The 17,070-nt window shown below is 75.2% G+C and carries 13 protein-coding genes and 1 pseudogene; 9 read left to right on the plus strand and 5 right to left on the minus strand.

All coding sequences use genetic code 11. From position 1 onward, the window contains the following. Nucleotides 1-68: 68 nt before the first annotated feature. Together ACSNOG_RS26735 and ACSNOG_RS26740 are read left to right on the plus strand one after the other, a co-directional pair. A pseudogene (locus tag ACSNOG_RS26735) lies at nucleotides 69-1,316 on the plus strand (peroxidase family protein); the annotation flags it as partial. Beyond that, a complete protein-coding gene (locus tag ACSNOG_RS26740) occupies nucleotides 1,313-1,612 on the plus strand; it encodes a hypothetical protein (RefSeq protein ID WP_436755259.1) in 300 nt (99 codons plus the stop codon). The pseudogene ACSNOG_RS26735 and the gene ACSNOG_RS26740, both read left to right, overlap by 4 nt. A 217-nt stretch (nucleotides 1,613-1,829) precedes the next feature. On the opposite strand, the gene ACSNOG_RS26745 is transcribed toward ACSNOG_RS26740, so the two are convergent. Next, complete coding sequence (locus ACSNOG_RS26745) at nucleotides 1,830-2,309, minus strand: hypothetical protein (protein WP_436755260.1); 480 nt, start codon at nucleotides 2,307-2,309, stop codon at nucleotides 1,830-1,832. Between the two features lie 173 nt (nucleotides 2,310-2,482). Here ACSNOG_RS26745 and ACSNOG_RS26750 point away from each other — a divergent pair, with 173 nt between their 5' ends. From ACSNOG_RS26750 to ACSNOG_RS26780, 7 genes are all read left to right on the plus strand, one after another. After that, nucleotides 2,483-3,166, plus strand: coding sequence for a response regulator transcription factor (locus ACSNOG_RS26750; protein WP_436755261.1), 684 nt, complete (start codon nucleotides 2,483-2,485; stop codon nucleotides 3,164-3,166). Beyond that, complete coding sequence (locus tag ACSNOG_RS26755) at nucleotides 3,163-4,632, plus strand: sensor histidine kinase (RefSeq protein ID WP_436755262.1); 1,470 nt, start codon at nucleotides 3,163-3,165, stop codon at nucleotides 4,630-4,632. Before ACSNOG_RS26750 ends, ACSNOG_RS26755 begins: the two co-directional genes overlap by 4 nt. Before the next feature lie 71 nt (nucleotides 4,633-4,703). Further along, nucleotides 4,704-6,080 (plus strand): FtsW/RodA/SpoVE family cell cycle protein, encoded by a 1,377-nt coding sequence (locus ACSNOG_RS26760; protein WP_436755271.1) that lies wholly within the window; start codon nucleotides 4,704-4,706, stop codon nucleotides 6,078-6,080. A gap of 60 nt (nucleotides 6,081-6,140) precedes the next feature. Continuing rightward, complete coding sequence (locus ACSNOG_RS26765) at nucleotides 6,141-7,331, plus strand: cytochrome P450 (protein ID WP_436755263.1); 1,191 nt, start codon at nucleotides 6,141-6,143, stop codon at nucleotides 7,329-7,331. A 5-nt stretch (nucleotides 7,332-7,336) separates the two neighbouring features. Beyond that, complete coding sequence (locus ACSNOG_RS26770; protein WP_436755264.1) at nucleotides 7,337-7,621, plus strand: ferredoxin; 285 nt, start codon at nucleotides 7,337-7,339, stop codon at nucleotides 7,619-7,621. Between the two features lie 105 nt (nucleotides 7,622-7,726). Further along, nucleotides 7,727-9,367 carry a carboxylesterase/lipase family protein gene (locus ACSNOG_RS26775; protein ID WP_436755265.1) on the plus strand — a complete coding sequence of 547 codons (1,641 nt, stop codon included), beginning with the start codon at nucleotides 7,727-7,729 and terminating at the stop codon, nucleotides 9,365-9,367. A gap of 41 nt (nucleotides 9,368-9,408) precedes the next feature. After that, nucleotides 9,409-10,950, plus strand: a complete 1,542-nt coding sequence (locus ACSNOG_RS26780; RefSeq protein WP_436755266.1) for an ATP-dependent DNA ligase — start codon at nucleotides 9,409-9,411, stop codon at nucleotides 10,948-10,950. Here the strand turns inward: ACSNOG_RS26780 and ACSNOG_RS26785 are convergent. The 4 genes from ACSNOG_RS26785 to ACSNOG_RS26800 all read right to left on the minus strand — a co-directional run. After that, complete coding sequence (locus ACSNOG_RS26785) at nucleotides 10,940-12,937, minus strand: glycoside hydrolase (RefSeq protein WP_436755267.1); 1,998 nt, start codon at nucleotides 12,935-12,937, stop codon at nucleotides 10,940-10,942. The genes ACSNOG_RS26780 and ACSNOG_RS26785 overlap by 11 nt on opposite strands. A 65-nt stretch (nucleotides 12,938-13,002) precedes the next feature. Then, nucleotides 13,003-14,889 carry an ATP-binding cassette domain-containing protein gene (locus tag ACSNOG_RS26790; RefSeq protein ID WP_436755268.1) on the minus strand — a complete coding sequence of 629 codons (1,887 nt, stop codon included), beginning with the start codon at nucleotides 14,887-14,889 and terminating at the stop codon, nucleotides 13,003-13,005. A gap of 79 nt (nucleotides 14,890-14,968) precedes the next feature. After that, nucleotides 14,969-16,399, minus strand: a complete 1,431-nt coding sequence (locus tag ACSNOG_RS26795) for a sulfotransferase family protein (protein ID WP_436755269.1) — start codon at nucleotides 16,397-16,399, stop codon at nucleotides 14,969-14,971. Beyond that, nucleotides 16,396-17,070, minus strand: a 675-nt coding sequence (locus tag ACSNOG_RS26800) for a sulfotransferase family protein (RefSeq protein ID WP_436755270.1), incomplete at its 5' end; no start/stop codon positions are given. The genes ACSNOG_RS26800 and ACSNOG_RS26795, both read right to left, overlap by 4 nt.

The raw sequence follows: 17,070 nt of genomic DNA on the forward strand, positions 1-17,070 counted from the left end.
CGTGTGCAGCAGGGACAGCCCGACCCAGTAGTTGTCGTTGAAGCCCGTGAGGTCGATGCCGGACAGGCCCGGCGCACCCGCCCACGTACGAGAACACCGTCACCCACTGGTGGGACGGCTCCCAGCTCTACGGTTCGAGCGAGGAGCGCTGCCGGGCCCTGCGCACGGGCGAGCGGGGCAAGCTCGCCCTGACGGACGGACGGCTGCCCGCCGAGACCGCGCCGGGGCTGTCCGGCATCGACCTCACGGGCTTCAACGACAACTACTGGGTCGGGCTGTCCCTGCTGCACACGCTCTTCGCCAAGGAGCACAACGCCATCTGCGACCGGATCACCGCCGCCCACCCCACATGGGGGGACGAGCGGCTCTTCCAGACGGCCCGGCTCGTCAACGCCGCCGTCATGGCGAAGATCCACACCGTGGAGTGGACCCCGGGCGTGGTCTCCCACCCCGTCACCCGTGCGGCCATGCACATGAACTGGTACGGGGTCCTGCCCGCGCGGGTGCGGCGCCGGGTCGGCCGGTTCGGCACCGGCGAGTCGCTGTTCGGCATCCCCGGCTCCCCCACCGACCACCACACCGCGCCGTACTCGATGACCGAGGAGTTCGTCGCCGCCTACCGGCTGCACCCCCTCGTCCGCGACGAGTACGCGATCCACTCGCACCGCACGGGCGCGCTGGTCGAGCGGACGGACTTCGACGGCCTGCAGGCGCTGGCCACCCGGCCGGCGGTGGACAAGTACGGCCTCTCCGACCTGCTGTACTCCTTCGGCGTGATGAACCCCGGCGACATCACGCTCCACAACCACCCCGACTGCCTGCGCGACCTCCTGCGGATCTCCGGCGAACACGTGGACGTCGGCGCGGTGGACATCCTGCGCGACCGCGAGCGGGGCGTGCCCCGCTACACGGCGCTGCGGGCGGCGCTGCACCGCCCGCCGGTCTCCGGCTTCGAGGAGCTGACGGGCGGCGACGTGGGGCTCGCGGCCGAGCTGCGCGAGGTCTACGACGGCCGGCTGGAGCGCGTCGACACCATGGTCGGCCTGTACGCCGAACAGCGGCCGCGGGGGTTCGCGTTCAGCGACACGGCGTTCCGGGTCTTCGTGCTGATGGCGTCCCGGCGGCTGAAGAGCGACCGCTTCTTCACCCGGGACTACCGCCCGGAGATCTACACCCCCGAGGGCATGGAGTGGATCGACCGCACCGGCATGACCGACGTGCTGATGCGCCACCACCCGGAGCTCGCCCCGGCGCTGCAGGGGGTGCGCAACGCGTTCGCGCCCTGGCGGATGCTGCGGCCCGGAGGGATCCGGTGACGGGCGCCGGCGCGGAGCACGCGCCCTGGTCGCGGCCCGTCCGGGCGCAGGCCTGCTCGCTGCGGGAGCAGGCGGCCCGGCTGCGCTCCAGCGCCGCGGAGGTGGCCCCGCTCGGCGCGGAGGGCGCGGCCCTGCACAAGCGGATGATCGCCCATGCGGACCGCGCCGAGACGGCGGCGCGCTCGCTGGAGCGCGCGGCCGACGCCCTGGCCCGGCACGAGGCGGTCCTGGCCGCCTTGGACCGCCGCTTGGCGGACGGCGACTCCGGCGGCCCCGGCCGGCCCCGGTGGTACTAGGCGACCCCGGCGGTACCCGCCCCGCCCGGGCCGGCCCGTGCACGGGAGACGGCGCCGCGGTTCCGGTGCCGCCGGACCCTCGCCGCCGTGGCCGGGCACCGCTGCGGCGGGGAGGTTCCCGGCCGCGGCGGCGCTCGTGTCCCTATCCCCGACTCCGGGTGCGCCAGCTGTGGCCGGGGAGCCCGGCGGTGCCGGCGCCGCGGCGGTCCGGTCCGGTCTAACCGGCGGTCGCCGCCAGCGCGCCGGCCGGCTCGCGGGCGTACCAGCGGTCGTCACGGAGCTCGGCCAGGCCCTGGTCCGCGAGGCCCTGGACGTGCTTCGTGACGGTGCGCGGCTGATAGCCCACGGCGACGCACAGCTCTTCCAGGGAGGCCCCCGCGGCACCGTACGTCCGCAGGCTCTCCCACGTGCGCGCGGTGTGCCGGCTCAGCTCGGGGGCGGCGGCCGGCGGGGCGGACCGTTCCGCGGCGGCACGCGCCGGCGCCGCGGACCGCCGGGCCGCGGGCTCCAACGGCTCCTGCGGCGCCTTCTGCGTCACCGGCTGCCGGGCGGTGGCCGTCGCAGCGGGCGGCGCGGCCGCGTGCGCGACGGCCGGCTGCGGGGCCGCGGCCGGGGAACGGCGGCGGACGGCCGCACCGACCGGGCGCGGAGTGCGGTTGACCCTGCGGTGCCTGCGGCCCTTCTGGCGTTTGCTCATGGATGTACCACTGCTCCGTCCTGTGGCGGGGTGCGTTCCTGCGTGCTCTCCCCCGGGTCAACCCGGCGGTCATCAGGCGGTTACGGCCCTGCCTTCGAGTGTGCGGGACATCACGCGCGAGCCCGGCAGGGCACGCCGCAAGTGCTTCTCGTGGCATATGTGACGCTTGGGGCGTGCGCATTCTGATAGTCGAGGACGAGACGGGGCTGGCCGACTCGCTGCGGCAGGGGCTGGCCGCCGAGGGTCATCTGGTGGACGCCGTCCACGACGGCCACCGCGGCCTGGAGGCGGCGCTCACCGGCGCCTACGACGTGATCGTGCTCGACGTGATGCTGCCGGGCCCGAGCGGCTACGAGATCTGCCGGCGGATGCGCGCACTCGGCCAGTGGACGCCGGTGCTGCTGCTGACCGCCAAGGACGGCGAGTACGACGAGGCGGAGGGGCTCGACGCGGGGGCCGACGACTACCTGTCGAAGCCGTTCTCGTTCGTGGTGCTGCTCGCCCGGCTGCGCGCGCTCGGCCGCCGCCGGGGCGGCGGGGGCGCTCCCCCGCTGCGCGCCGGTGACCTGGTGCTGGACCCCGCGGCGCGCCGCTGCCTGCGCGGCGGGGTGGAGATCGAGCTGACCGCGCGCGAGCTGGCCGTCCTGCAGTACCTGATGGCGAACGCGGGCCGGGCGGTGGCCAAGCGCGACATCCTGGACGAGGTCTGGGACTTCCCCGGCGACACCGACGCGAACATCGTGGAGGTGTACGTCTCCTCGCTGCGCAGGAAGATCGACGCGCCGTTCGGCCGGCGCACGATCGTGACCGTGCACGGCACGGGCTACCGCATCGCCGCGGACGGCGGCCGCCCGTGACCGCTGCGCGCCGGCCGGTGCTGCCGCGCACGCTGCGCGGCAGGTGCGCGGCCGCGGCGGCCCTGGCGATGGCGGTGGTGCTCGGCGTGGGCGGCACGTGGCTGTACACGGTGCTGCGCGCCAACCTCCTGGACACCACGAACGGCCGCACGGAGCTGGCCGCCCGCGAGGTGGCGGCGCGGGCGGACGCCGGAGAGCTGCCCGCCCTGCTGCCCTCGCCCCGCACGGGCGTGGACCTCGTGCTCGTCCTCGACGCGCGGGGGGCGGTGGTCGCCACCACCCGGCCGTCGGCGGAGGCGCTCGCGCGGGAGTTCGCCCCGCTGCGCCCGGAGGGCGGGCACGACGCGGCCCACCGCATCCTCTCCGGCGGCCTCGCGACGGGGGGCGACCGCGGCGACGTCGTGGTGGTGCGGGCCGCGGCGCCGCCGGGGCCGGGCGGGGTGCGGGCCGAGCGGTACGTGTACGCGCTGACGGTGCTCAACGACGTCGACGGCGCCACGCACGCCGTCGCGTTCGGCCTCCTCGCGGGCGCCCCGCCCCTGATCGCCCTGGCCGCGGCCATCGCCTGGGCGGTGACGGGGGCCGCGCTGCGGCCGGTGGCCACGATCCGCACGGAGCTGGCCGCCGTCACCGCGAGCGCGCTGGACCGGCGGGTGCCCGTACCGGCCGCGGGCGACGAGGTGGCGCAGCTGGCCCGTACGGTCAACGCCACGCTGGACCGGCTGGAGCTCGCGGTGGGCCGGCAGCGGCAGTTCGTCGCCGACGCCTCGCACGAGCTGCGCAACCCCGTGGCCGCGGTGCGCTCCCGGCTGGAGGTGGCGCTGGCCGCGCCCGGCGGGCCGTCGCCCGAGGGCGTGCGGGCGGCGCTGGAGGACACCGTGCGGCTGCAGCACGTGGCCGCGGACCTGCTGCTCCTGGCCCGGCTCGACGCGCGGGCGCCGACGGCGGCCGGGGAGCCCGCGGACCTCGCGCTGCTGGCGGCCGAGGAGGCGGCGCGGCGCCCGTCGTCCCGGGTGCCGCTGACGGTGCGGGCCGCGCATCCGGTGCCGCTGCGCGCCCGGACGGGACAGCTGGAGCGCCTGCTGGCGAACCTGGTCGACAACGCGCTGCGGCACGCCGCCTCGCGCGTGGTGATCACCGCCTCGCTCGACGCGGCCGCGGGGCGGGCGGTGCTGGAGGTCGCCGACGACGGGCCGGGGATCCCCGAGGAGGAGCGCGAGCGGGTCTTCGAGCGCTTCGTGCGGCTGGACGCGGCGCGGGCGCGGGAGAGCGGCGGCAGCGGGCTCGGGCTGGCCATCGCCCGGGAGGTGGCGCGCGCCCACGGCGGGGACCTGGAGGCGGCGCCCGCCGCGCAGGGGGCTCGCCTGGTGGCGTGGTTCCCGCTGCCCGGGGAGGCACCGCCCGGAGGAGCCGGGTCCGGAGGGACCCGCGCCGGAGGGATGAGCTGCGGAACATCCGATTCCTGAAGGTTCGTTCAGGAATCTCAGGATTCCTTCAGGCGGGGCCGACGATAGTGATCGGTGTGACCGTGGATTCCGTGCACCTCTATGGCCGTGACGAGCACCGTGCGCAGGCGCGGGACCCGTCTCCCGCGGCACGGCGCAACCGGGAGGCGCTGCTGCTCGGCCTGGCCGTCCTGATCACCTGTTTCGGCTACGGGTACACCGGCCTCGCGACGACCGGCCGGATACCCGGCGGCGCCGCCGGCTTCGCGGGCGCCATGGTCTGCCTGGCGCTGGTGCCGCACCTGGCCGTGCGCCGCTGGGCCCCGTACGCCGATCCGCTGATCCTTCCCCTGGCCGTCCTGCTGTCGGGGATCGGCCTGGTGCTGCTGTACCGGCTGGACTTCTCCTACGCCGAGCGCTACCACTCGGCCCCGACGGCCTCCAACCAGCTGATGTGGACGGTGATCGGCGTGGGCCTGTGCGTGGGCGTGGTCGTCGCGCTGAAGGACCACCGCCGGCTCCAGCGCTACATCTACCTCACGATGGCCGTGGCGCTGGCGCTGCTGATGGCCCCGGCGTTCTTCCCCGGCGACACCTACGGCGCCAAGCGGTGGATCTTCATCGGCTCGCTGTCGTTCCAGCCGGGCGAGTTCGTCAAGACCATGATCGCGGTGTTCTTCGCGGGCTACCTGGTCGTCCACCGGGACGCGCTGGCCCTGACCGGCCGCAAGGTGCTGGGGGTGCGGCTGCCACCGGGGCGGCAGCTCGCGCCGATCCTCACGGTGTGGGTGCTGAGCCTGCTGGTGCTGGTCTTCGAGCGGGACCTGGGCACCTCGCTGATCTTCTTCGGGCTGTTCGTGGTGATGCTGTACGCGGCCACCGAGCGGTTCAGCTGGGTGCTGTGCGGCCTGCTGATGGCGTCGGCGGGCGCCGTCGTGGTCGGCTCGGCGGAGCCGCACGTCAAGGGCAGGATCGACGCGTGGCAGCACCCGTTCGAGGCGCTGCACGGTCAGCAGGGGGGTTCGGACCAGCTCGCGAAGGCCCTGTTCGGGTTCGGCAGCGGAGGGGTCACCGGCACCGGGCTCGGCGAGGGCCATCCCGAGCTGATCGGCTTCGCCGGCCGCAGCGACTTCATCCTCACCACGGTCGGCGAGGAGATGGGCCTGGCCGGCACGATGGTCGTCCTGATGCTGTACGCGCTGCTGGCCCAGCGCGGCCTGAGCACCGCGGTGGCCGCGCGCGACCCGTTCGGCAAGCTGCTGGCCGTCGGGCTCGCGGCGGCCCTGGCCCTGCAGGTCTTCGTCGTGACGGGCGGGGTGACGGGGCTGATCCCGCTGACCGGCAAGGCGCTGCCGTTCCTCGCCAAGAGCGGCTCCTCGCTCGTCGCCAACTGGCTGATGGTGGCGCTGCTGATACGCATCAGCGACAGCGCGGGCCGGGCAGCGGGAAGCCGACGCCTTGTTGACTGAGGCACCCATCTCTGCCGACGCTTGCCTCGACACAGGGACGCTCAGGAAAGAGGCGCGCGGATGTCCATCACCCACGACGAGCCCACTGCCTATCCCTTCAACGACCCCGCCGGACTGGCCCTGTCCGGGAAGTACGCCCAGGTGCGCCGCAACGAGGGGCTGCTGCGCGTCCGCATGGAGTACGGCGAGCCCGCCTGGCTCGTCACCCGTTACGCCGACGCCCGGCTCGTCCTCGGCGACCGGCGGTTCAGCCGGGCCGAGGGCGCCCGCCACGACGAGCCGCGCCGCGGCAACGGGCCGCGCGACACCGGCCTGCTGAGCATGGACCCGCCCGACCACACGCGGCTGCGGACGCTGGTGACGAAGGCGTTCACCACCCCGCGCGTGGAGAAGCTGCGCCCGGGCGTGCGGGCGCTCGCCGAGAGCCTGGTGGAGGCGATGGTGGCGGCGGGCCCGCCCGCCGACCTGGTGGAGGACTACGCGCTGCCGATCCCCGTCGCCGTGATCTGCCGGCTGCTCGGGGTGCCGGAGGAGGACCGTCCGCGCTTCCGCAAGTGGAGCGACGCCGCCCTGTCGACCTCTTCGCTGACGGCCGAGGAGAAGACGGTGAACCGGGACGAGCTGCGGGCCTACATGGCCGGGCTCGTCGAGGAGCACCGCGCCCGGCCCGCCGAGGACCTGATGACCGCCCTGATCGAGGCGCGGGACGTGGACGACCGGCTCTCCGAGAGCGAGCTGATCGAGCTGTGCGTGGGCATCCTCGTCGCCGGGCACGAGACCACGGCCACGCAGATCCCCAACTTCGTGCTCACCCTCTTCGATCACCCCGCGGAGCGCGAGCGGCTGCAGGCCGACCCCTCCCTCCTGCCGGGCGCCGTCGAGGAGCTGATGCGCTTCGTCCCGCTGGGCGCGGGAGCGTCGTTCGCCCGCTACGCGCTGGACGACGTCGAGGTGGGCGGCACGCTCGTGCGCAAGGGCGACGCGGTCCTGGTGGCCGTCGGCGCGGCGAACCGCGACGCCCGCCGGTTCGCCGACCCCGAGACCCTCGACATCGGCCGGGAGGGCAACCAGCACCTGGGCTTCGGCCACGGCGTGCACCACTGCCTGGGCGCCCCGCTGGCCCGGCTGGAGCTCCAGGAGGCCCTGCGGGCCCTGCTCCTGCGGCTGCCCGGGCTCCGGCCGGCCGGTGACCTCGTCTGGAAGACGGGGATGCTGGTCCGCGGGCCGCGTTCGATGCCGGTGGGGTGGTGAGCCCGGTGGCGGACCCGGCGGACCGGGCGGACCGGGCCGACCCGGCAGGGGCGGCAGGGGCGGCGGACGGCACGGCGGCGTGGCGGGTGACGGTGGACCGGAGCGCGTGCCTCGGCTCGGGAATCTGCGCGGCCCTGGCACCGGAGCTGTTCGCACTGGACGGCGAGCGCTCCCGGGCTGTGAGGGAAAGGACGGAGCCCGGCGAGACGGTGCTGGACGCGGCGGACTCCTGTCCCGCGGCCGCCATCACCGTCTCCGAGGGGAAGGAGATCGTCGGGCCACGGCCATGACGTGACGCCAGGTAATGGGGCGGTGTGGAGATATGCATGGTGCTGGGTGGGTACTACCCGGTTGCCCGGGCCGACCACGAGCCCGCCCGCCGAAAGGACATACGCATGCAGCATGTCCGCCTCCCCCGCCGCCGGAGCGGGGCCCTCCTCGCCCTGCTCCTGGCCGTTCTGTCCGTCACCTCCGCCACCTCGGCCACCGCCGCACCACCGGGGCCGCGATCGGACGCGCCGGACCGGCCCGTCGTCACCACGGACCACGGCCGCGTGCGCGGCAGAGCACACGGCACGTACGCCACCTACGAGGGCATCCCGTTCGCCGCGCCGCCGACCGGCCCGCTGCGCTGGCGCGCTCCGCAGCCGGCCCGCCCCTGGAAGGGCGTGCGGGACGCGGGGAAGCCGTCCGCCCAGTGCCTGCAGACGCCGATCTTCGGCACGGGTCCGGCGACCGGCTCGGAGGACTGCCTGTACCTCAACGTCACCACGCCGACGGGCCGTGCGCCGGGCCACGGCCGGCCCGTCATGGTGTGGGTGCACGGCGGAGGGTTCGTCGGCGGCACCGGCAGCGAGTACCACACCGGACGCCTGGCCACGCGCGGCGACACCGTCGTCGTCACGGTCAACTACCGGCTGGGCGCGCTCGGCTACTTCGGCCACCCGGAGCTCGGTGACGCGCCCGCCTTCGGCCTCGCCGACCAGCAGGCGGCCCTGAGATGGGTGCGGGCCAACGCCGCGCGCTTCGGGGGCAACCCGCACGACGTGACCCTCTTCGGCGAGTCGGCCGGGGCCATCAGCACCTGCGCCCAGCTCACGTCGCCCACGGCGGCCGGGCTCTTCCACAAGGCGGTCCTGCAGAGCGGTTCGTGCATGACGGCCTTCCCCGGCGGAGCCGTCACGCCCCACACGCCGGGCTCCGGGTTCTTCGTGTCGCAGCGGACGCTCCAGGAGACGGGTGCCGCCGCGGCCGGGCGGCTCGGCTGCCCGCAGGGGGCCGGGGCACTGGACTGCCTGCGCAAGCTGAGCGCGGACAAGCTGGTGACGCCCGAGCTCGGGCAGACCTTCAGCAAGCCGGTCTACGGCAACGCCCTGCTGCCCTCGGCGCCGGACCGTGCGCTCACCGCCGGCCGCTTCCACCGGGTGCCGGTGATCCAGGGCACCAACCTCGACGAGATGCGGCTGTTCACCGGCCTGACCCTGACGCAGTTCCCCCTGCGGAACGAGCAGGACTACCGGGCCCGGCTGGCGGAGTCCTTCGGCTCCGCCGCGCGCGCCGTCGAGGCCGAGTACCCGCTGAGGCAGTACGCCACGCCCGCGCTGGCCTGGTCCGCGGTGATCACCGACACCACGTTCGTCTGCACGGCGGTGCGGGCCGACCGCGCGCTGGCCGGGCGGGTGCCGACGTACGCCTACGAGTTCGCCGACCGTGACGCGCCCCTCCTGGACAGCCTGCCGGCGGTGCCCGGCTTCTCCTACGGGGCCTCGCACGCCTTCGAACTGCCCTATCTGTTCAGCCCCTTCCCGACGCAGCGGCCCCTGAACAGCGCGCAGCGGGTGCTGTCCGACCGGATGATCGACTACTGGACGCGCTTCGCCCACTCGGGCAACCCGAACGGCGCCGGTGCCCCGCACTGGCCCGCCTACCGGGAGCGCGCCCTGGCCCAGTCCCTCGCGCCGGGCGCCGGCGGCATCCGTCAGGTCCGCGTGGGCGCCGAGCACCACTGCGGGTTCTGGGACCGGCTGCAGGGCTGAGCCGGCCTGCGCTCCGCCCGCACCCGTAGCACGATAAAGGCATGCTCCTGGCCGATGTCGCCCGCGTGTCCGCCGAGATGGCCGCGACCTCCGCGCGATCGGAGAAGACCGCCCTGCTGGCGGAACTCTTCCGCGGTGCGGACCCGCGGGAGGCGCCCGTCGCCCTGACGTACCTGTCGGGGCGGCTGCCGCAGGGCAGGGTCGGCATCGGCTGGAGCGTGCTGCGCTCCTCCCCGGCCGCGGCGGCCGCGCCCACGCTGACCGTCGCGGACGTCGACCGGGCGGTCGACGGGATCGCCGCCGTGGCCGGCAAGGGCGCCCAGGTCGAGCGCAAGCGCCGGGTGGACGCGCTGATGGGCGCGGCCACGGAGCAGGAACAGCGGTTCCTGCGGGGGCTGCTCGGCGGGGAGCTGCGGCAGGGCGCCCTCGACGCGCTCGCGGCCGAAGGGCTCGCGGCCGCCGCGGGCGCCGACCCCGCCGAGGTGCGCCGCGCCGTGATGCTGGGCGGCTCGCTCGCGGCGGTCGCGCGCGAGCTGCTGGCGCGGGGCCCGGCGGCCCTGGCGGACTTCCGGCTGGAGGTGGGCCGCCCGGTGCAGCCGATGCTGGCGCACACCGCCAAGGACGTCGAGGAAGCGCTGGACCGGCTGGGCCCGTGCGCCGTGGAGGAGAAGCTCGACGGGATCCGGGTGCAGGTGCACCGCGCGGGCGACGAGGTGCGCATCTGGACGCGCAAGCTGGAGGAGATCACCGAGCGGCTGCCCGAGCTGTGCCGCGTGGCGCGGGAGCTGCCGGTGTCCTCCGCGGTGCTGGACGGCGAGGTGATCGCCCTGGACGCGCAGGGGCGGCCGCGGCCGTTCCAGGAGACGGCGGGCCGGGTGGGTTCGCGGCTGGACGTGGCGGGGGCCGCGGTGACGGTGCCCCTGTCGCCGGTCTTCTTCGACCTGCTGGCCGTGGACGGCCGGGACCTGCTGGCGCTTCCGGTGGCCGAGCGCCACGCGGAGCTGGCGCGGGTGGTGCCGGGGCCGCTGCGGGTGCGGCGCCTGGTGGTCGCGGACCCGGCGGAGGCCGCGGAGCGCGCCGCGGCGCGGGACTTCGCGGAGGAGGTGCTGCGGCGCGGCCACGAGGGCGTGGTCGTCAAGGCGCTGGACGCGCCGTACACGGCGGGCCGGCGGGGCGCCGCGTGGCTGAAGGTGAAGCCGGTGCACACCCTGGACCTGGTCGTGCTGGCCGCGGAGTGGGGCCACGGGCGGCGCACGGGAAAGCTGTCGAACCTGCACCTGGGGGCGCGGCGGCCGGACGGCTCGTTCGCGATGCTGGGCAAGACGTTCAAGGGCATGACGGACGCCATGCTGGAGTGGCAGACGGAGCGGCTGCGGGAGCTGGCCGTGAGCGCCGACGGCTTCGTGGTGACGGTGCGGCCGGAGCTGGTGGTGGAGATCGCCTTCGACGGTCTCCAGCGGTCCTCCCGGTACCCGGCGGGGGTGACACTGCGGTTCGCGCGCGTGGTGCGCTACCGGGAGGACAAGCGGGCGGAGGAGGCCGACACGGTGGAGACCGTGCTGGCTCTCGGCGCTACGGGTTGACGTTCACCGTGGCGGGGCACAGGCGCCGCGGCTTGTCGTCGCCCTTGAGCTTCGCGTCGACGCAGCCGCCGGGCAGGCCCTCGTAGGCCTTGGTGCCGAAGTTGGCGGTGACGGTGAGGGTGCCGTTGCCGAAGGCGGTGCGCTGGACGGTGCGGTCGCCGGTGAGGGTCCGGAAGTCCGTCATGGGCTCCGCACCGGCCGCCTGGTGCAGGGGCGAGAAGTACTTCTGCAGGGCGGCGAGCTCGCTGCCCTGCTTCTCCAGGGAGTCGCCGCCGATGACGAAGTTGAGCGGGGTGTTGTAGAGCATCGCCAGCAGGGCGCGGGTGGTCTTCTGTTGCGGCAGCTTGTCGTAGGAGAGCTCCCAGCGCTCGGCGTTGACCAGGGAGTCGTGGAGGGCCGTTTCGAACAGCGGGACGCGGTAGGCGGGGTCGTACATGGCCTTGGCGACGTCGGCCGGGAGCTCGGCGGGCTTGAAGAAGACGGCGGGTGCCTTGGCGGGGGCGTAGCCGCCCCACTTCTCCTTGTCGCGCTGGGCGGCCCACAGGCCGTCGTGCACGGGCGTGCCGGAGCCGTGGTCGTAGGACAGCACCTCGTTGGCCCAGGCGCCCGCGGACTCCGAGCCGAGGGCGAGGCGGTTGCCGTCGGCGAGGCGCTTCATGCGGGCGAGCCGGCCCGCGCGGTCGCGGGCCTTGGTCTGGGGGTGTGCGGCGCTGTGGTCGCGGTAGAGCTCGCCGGCGGCGTCGACGTCGAGGAAGTAGCCGTCGGCGCCGTTCGCGGTCATCTTGCGGGTGCGGTCGGCGAGGTAGTGACGGGTGGGCTCGGCCTTCTCGAACGCCTCGGTGCTGAGGTAGCAGCCGCGGTCGTGGAAGCCGGGCTCGGGCGTGCCGTCGGCCCGCTGGACGCAGAAGTCGGGATAGACCCTGTCCGGCCAGACGGAGGTGGGCGCGTCGGACTTCTGCGGGTCCTGGCCGTTGGCGAAGGAGTCGTAGGGGCCGACGAGGTAGCCGGCCTCCTTCGCCGCCTTGACGGCGGCCGGGGTCATGGGCTGGTCGTCGGCGTCGTAGCCGAGCCACATGCGGTCCACGCCGAGCGCGCGCAGCTTGCGGACGCCGTCGGCGGTGCGGGCCTGTCCCCAGGTGTAGGCGTGGAAGGCGCCGAGCAGCTTCTTGTTCGCGGGGACGGCTTCCATCTTGCGCTTGAGGCTGCCCAGTTGCCCGTGCTCCTTCAGCCAGGCGCGGTAGTCCAGCGCGGGGGCGACCGGGGAGCCGTCGGTGAGGCTGAAGGCCACGGTGTAGTCGGTGGTGCCCTCGCCGCGGGAGAACGCGTGGGCGGCGGTGGCGCGCAGCGTGCCCTTCTCGGAGGTGACGTCGAGCGTGGTGCCGATGTCGGTGGGGACGAGGTAGCTGACGCCGCTCCGGCCCGCGGACCAGCCCCACAGGGGCAGCGTCAGGCCGGAGTCCATGGCGATGCTGCTGCCGGCCAGCTTGGCCCCGGGCCCGTTCCAGAACGTGTCGCCGGCGGGGATCGACAGTCCTTCTCCGCGCGGCAGCTGCAGGGCGGAGGCGGGGGAACCGGTGCCCGTGACGGGCCACTTCAGGGTGCGGTCGGTGGTTCCGGTGGACCGGAAGGCGATAAGGAGCCTGCCCTTGTCGGCGCGGGCGGTGACCTCCAGGCCGGCGGCGGGGTACGCCCAGCGGGCCCCGTCCTTGGTGGCGGTGACGGCGCCCGGGGCTCCGGGGGCGGTGGCGGCCGGTGCGGAGAGCTCCACGGTGGCGCCCGCGGCCGTGCGGGCGATGACCCGCAGGGTGGCGGTGTCGACGGTGGCGGTGCCGCCGCGGAGCGGGACGTCGACGGACTGGCCGTGCACGCGGACCGTTTGCGCGGGGGCCGCGGCGTGGGCGGGCTCGGCGAAGGTGATGCACGGGAGGGTCGCCGCCAGCACGACGGCGGCGGCGCGGGCGGTGCGGCAGGAGGTGAAGAGGTGCATGGGGAGTTGATAACGAACGGAGGTAAGAGGGTTTTAAGAGTCCTGCATTGCGGGCCCCGGTGCGGTCAGCGGTCCTGGGACAGTTTGTACAGCTCTGCGAAGAGCCCTCCGCCGACGGAGAGTTCCTCGAAGGTGCCCTCCTCCACGACGCGGCCGGCGGCGAGGACGACGATGCGGTCGGCGATGCGGGTGTTGGTCAGATTGTGCGTGACGAACACGGCGGCGCGCCCCGCGGCCAGCTCCTTGAAGCGGCTGATGACGGTGTGCTCCGCGCGCGGGTCCATCGCCGAGGTGGGCTCGTCGAGGACGAGGACGGTGGCCTCGCGGTAGAAGGCGCGCGCCACGGCGAAGCGCTGCCACTGACCGCCGGAGAGGTCGTGGCCGCCCCAGAACGACTTGGCGAGGAGGGTGTCCAGTCCGTCGGGGAGGCCGTCGAGGACGCTGTCGGCGCCCGCGGCGCGGGCCGCGGCGCGCACCAGGTCGTCGCCGCCGCGGGGCTGGCCCAGGGTGATGTTCTCGCGGGCCGCCATCGGCCAGCGCGTGTAGTCCTGCGGGACCAGGCCGACGCGGGACCAGACGTCACGGGGGTCGGCGTCGGCGAGATCGGTGCCGTCCCAGGTGACCTGCCCGGCGGTGGGCAGGTAGAGCCCCGTCAGCAGCCGGGAGAGGGTGGTCTTGCCGGAGCCGTTCTCCCCCACCAGCGCGACGAGTTCGCCCGAGCGCAGGGTGAGGCTGACGCGGTCCAGGGCGGGCCTGCCCTGCGGGGCGCCGGGGTGACGGTAGGAGACCTCGTGGGCGCGGATCTCCCGGGGGCCGCCGGTCCCGAGCCGCTGCGGCCCGCGGACAGCCCGCAGCTCCTCGGCCAGGTCCAGGAACGCCTGCCAGTCCTGGAGGTAGAGCGAGGTGCGGAAGAGCCGGGCCCCCGCCATGACCAGGGAGGTCAGTGCGGCCGTGGAGGCCCGCACGGCGACGACGGCGGTGGCGGCGACCGCCAGGCCCATGGCGCCGCCGAGGACGAGCGCGCCCACGGTCAGCCAGGTGAGGGCGAGCATGGTGCCGGAGCCCGCGGCCCCGCAGAGCGTCACCAGCAGCACGCGGGGGGCGGCGGCGCGGTGGCGGGTGCGGATCCTGTCGGTGAGGTGCGCGTACCACTGGCGCAGGTACGGGGCCATGGTGCCGGCGCGAATCTCGGCGGCCATGCGCTGCTCGGTGCTGTAGCGGCGCAGGAGGTAGCGCAGCCGGTTGTCGGCGAGGCTGGTGTGGGCGGCGCGGTGGGCGATGCGGGCCGCGGCGACGGCGGCGGCCCCCTTGGGCAGCACGGCGAGGACCAGCAGGGGCAGCAGCAGGGGGTGCAGGGCCGTGAGGGCGACCGCCGCGGCGATCAGCTGGGCGACGGCGGAGAGCAGCACCTGGGCGTCGGCGATCAGGTCCTGGGTGGCCTGGGCGCCGGTGCCGGCGGCCTGCAGGGCGTCGTTGAAGTCGGGCCGGTCGTAGGCGGTCAGCTCGACCTCGGGGGTGTCGGCCAGGATGCGCTCGTCGGCCAGCGCGGTGACCTCGGGGGCCAGGCGGAGGGCGGCGTACTGGGCCGTGGCGTCCGCGCAGGCGCGCAGGGCGGCGGCCGCGGCGGCGACGGTGAGCGCGGGCAGCACCGCGTACAGGTGCTCGGCGGCCGTGCCGGGCCCGAAGAGCCCGGCCATGACGCGCGCGGTGGCGGCGAGCGCGACTGCCGCGGCCACGGCCGCCACGCACTGGGCGGCCAGTATCTGCACCGTGGCCGCCCGGTCCGCGGCCCACCCCAGCCGGGCGGCCCGGGCGAGGACCGCCGGCAGCCGGCCCGCCATCTGCCGCAGGCTTGCGGAGGCCACGCGGTCGAAGTGCGGGTCGTCCCGGCCGGGGTCCAGCTCCGGCGGCGCGGCGGGGGCGGGGGTGCGCTGGGCGGCGGCGTACGTCACCGGGTCATGGTGCCGTCACACCGGCCGCCGCGGGGCGGAACTTCCCCTCCGGTGGCCCTTCGGGGGATGCAGGACCGCTTCAGCGGGGCAGGAGGTCCAGAGGGTTCGTCCTGGTGTGCGGGAAGGGCGCGGCGGGGGCCCGCCGGCCGAGGAAGGGCGCGAGCTTCTCCCAGCCCTCGCCGCCGCAGACGTCGAGGACCAGCAGCTCGCCGGGGCGGCCGGCGAAGTACGCGCGGACGCGGGCGGTCCCGGCGTCGTACACCCGGGCCAGCCGCTCCCGGTCGAAGCCGTGCCCGCCGCAGACGCGCTCCTGGAACAGCCGGCGCGCCTCGCGCTGCGCGGCCCGCTCCGCGGCGGGCGCTCCCGCCGGCCAGCCGGTGTCCCACAGCCGTTCGGCGGCGCGCAGCCAGCCCTCCTTGTCGCGCACGGTCAGCACGAACCGGGCCCCGGGGTGGAGGGCGTCCAGCTCGGCGAGGTGCGGCAGGGCGAAGACGTCGGCCAGCCCGTCGTAGTGGCGCAGGGCGGGGAAGCGGCCGTCGCCGCGGCGCAGGGCGGCCGCGTCGCCGGCGCCGAAGGGGAACGAGGCCAGGTCGTAGCCGAGTTCGTGCAGGGCGGTAGTGAGGCTGCGGGTTCCCGTGCCGGGCAGGCCGAGCCCGAAGACCTTCGCCCGCTCCTCGCGCGGGAGGGCCGCGGCGGCCTCGTGGACGTCCGCCATGGCCGGGGGCGGCAGCGGCGGCAGCCCGAGGGCCGCGGTCTCGCGCACAGCGACGGCGGGCAGCACCTCGATGTGGGCCGCGAGCTGAGCGGGCGTCACGTCCTGCGGCACGCGCTCGCGGCTGTGCCGGACCGCCACCCGCGCGACCGCGAAGTCCGGTCCGTCGCCCCACTGCGCCATCGCGGCCTCCAGCCGCGCCCGGGAGCCTTCGTCGCGGCTGCGCAGCTCGCGCAGCGCGTACTTGGCGTAGACGTCGGCGTGGTCCTGGAGGTGGTCGTGGAGGATGCGGAAGCCCTTGAGCTGGACGCCGGGCTGCAGCTCCCGGCGGGCGAGGTGGCGGCGGAAGGCCTCGGGGCGCAGGACGGGGCCCAGCCAGTCCCGCGCGAAGGCGCCGGGGTCCGCCCGGCGCATGCCCTCCACCAGGTCCGCGCGGGTGATGTGCACGCCGCAGTGGACGCGGCCGCGGAAGCGGTCGTGCACGACACAGTCGGTGTAGGCCAGTTCGTTGGCGTCCAGAAACGGCCGCATGTCCTCCAGGACGAGACAGTCGGCGTCCAGATGGACGACGTGCGAGGCCCCGCGGTGGTCGATGGCGAGGATGCGGTCCACGGCTGCGGACAACGGCCGGATGTTTTCGGCGATGTGGACGCGGTTCGGGCGGATGTTCTCGACGGCGAGGCGCAAGGCGAGGTCGGTGGTGCGCTCGCCGACCGTCCGCAGGACCAGGTCCACGGGGCGCCCGCCGGGCGGGGAGAAGTCCCCGGGGAGGGTCCGGATCCGGCCGGACGCATTCACTGCGCGCTCCCGGCGGGCGCGGCGGGTCCTGTCCCGCCGGCTGTAGCGTCCTCTGCCGCCGGGACCCTCGCGTAGGCGTTGGTGTGCGGGAAGGGCTCGTCGGGCACGGGGACGCCGAGGAAGGGCGCCAGCCGCTCGTAGCCCTGCCCGGCGGTGATGTCGAGGACGAGCAGGTCGCCGGGGCGGCCCGTGAAGTACCGGAGCACCTCGGCGGTGTGGCGGCGGGCGACCGTGCGGAAGCGCTCGGGGTGGAACTCGTGGCTCGCGTAGACGGCGGCGCGCAGGAAGCGCTGGAGCTGCGGGTACGCCCCGCTCCGGCCCGCCTTGCCGTCGACCGACCGCTTCCAGTGCGTGCGGCAGGAGGCCAGCCAGCCCTCCTCCTCGCGGACGGTGAGGATGAACTTGGCGCCCGGCCAGGCCCGGTCGAGGTCCTGGTAGTACGGCACGACGGTGATGTCGGTGATGCCGTCGCGGTGGTCGAGCAGGGGGAAGCGGGCGGTGCCCGCGAGGAGCGCCGCGTAGGTGCCCGGGTCGGCCGGGTAGTGCGCCACGTCGAAGCCGAGCGTGCCCAGGGCGGCGGTCAGGGAGTGGGTTCCGGTGCGCGACAGGCCGATGCCGAAGACCTTCGGCCGGGCGGCGGCGCGGGGCGCCCGCCCTGGACCCGGCGGAGC

The organism is Streptomyces sp. URMC 124 (genome assembly GCF_051386455.1).
Taxonomy (GTDB): Bacteria; Actinomycetota; Actinomycetes; order Streptomycetales; family Streptomycetaceae; genus Streptomyces.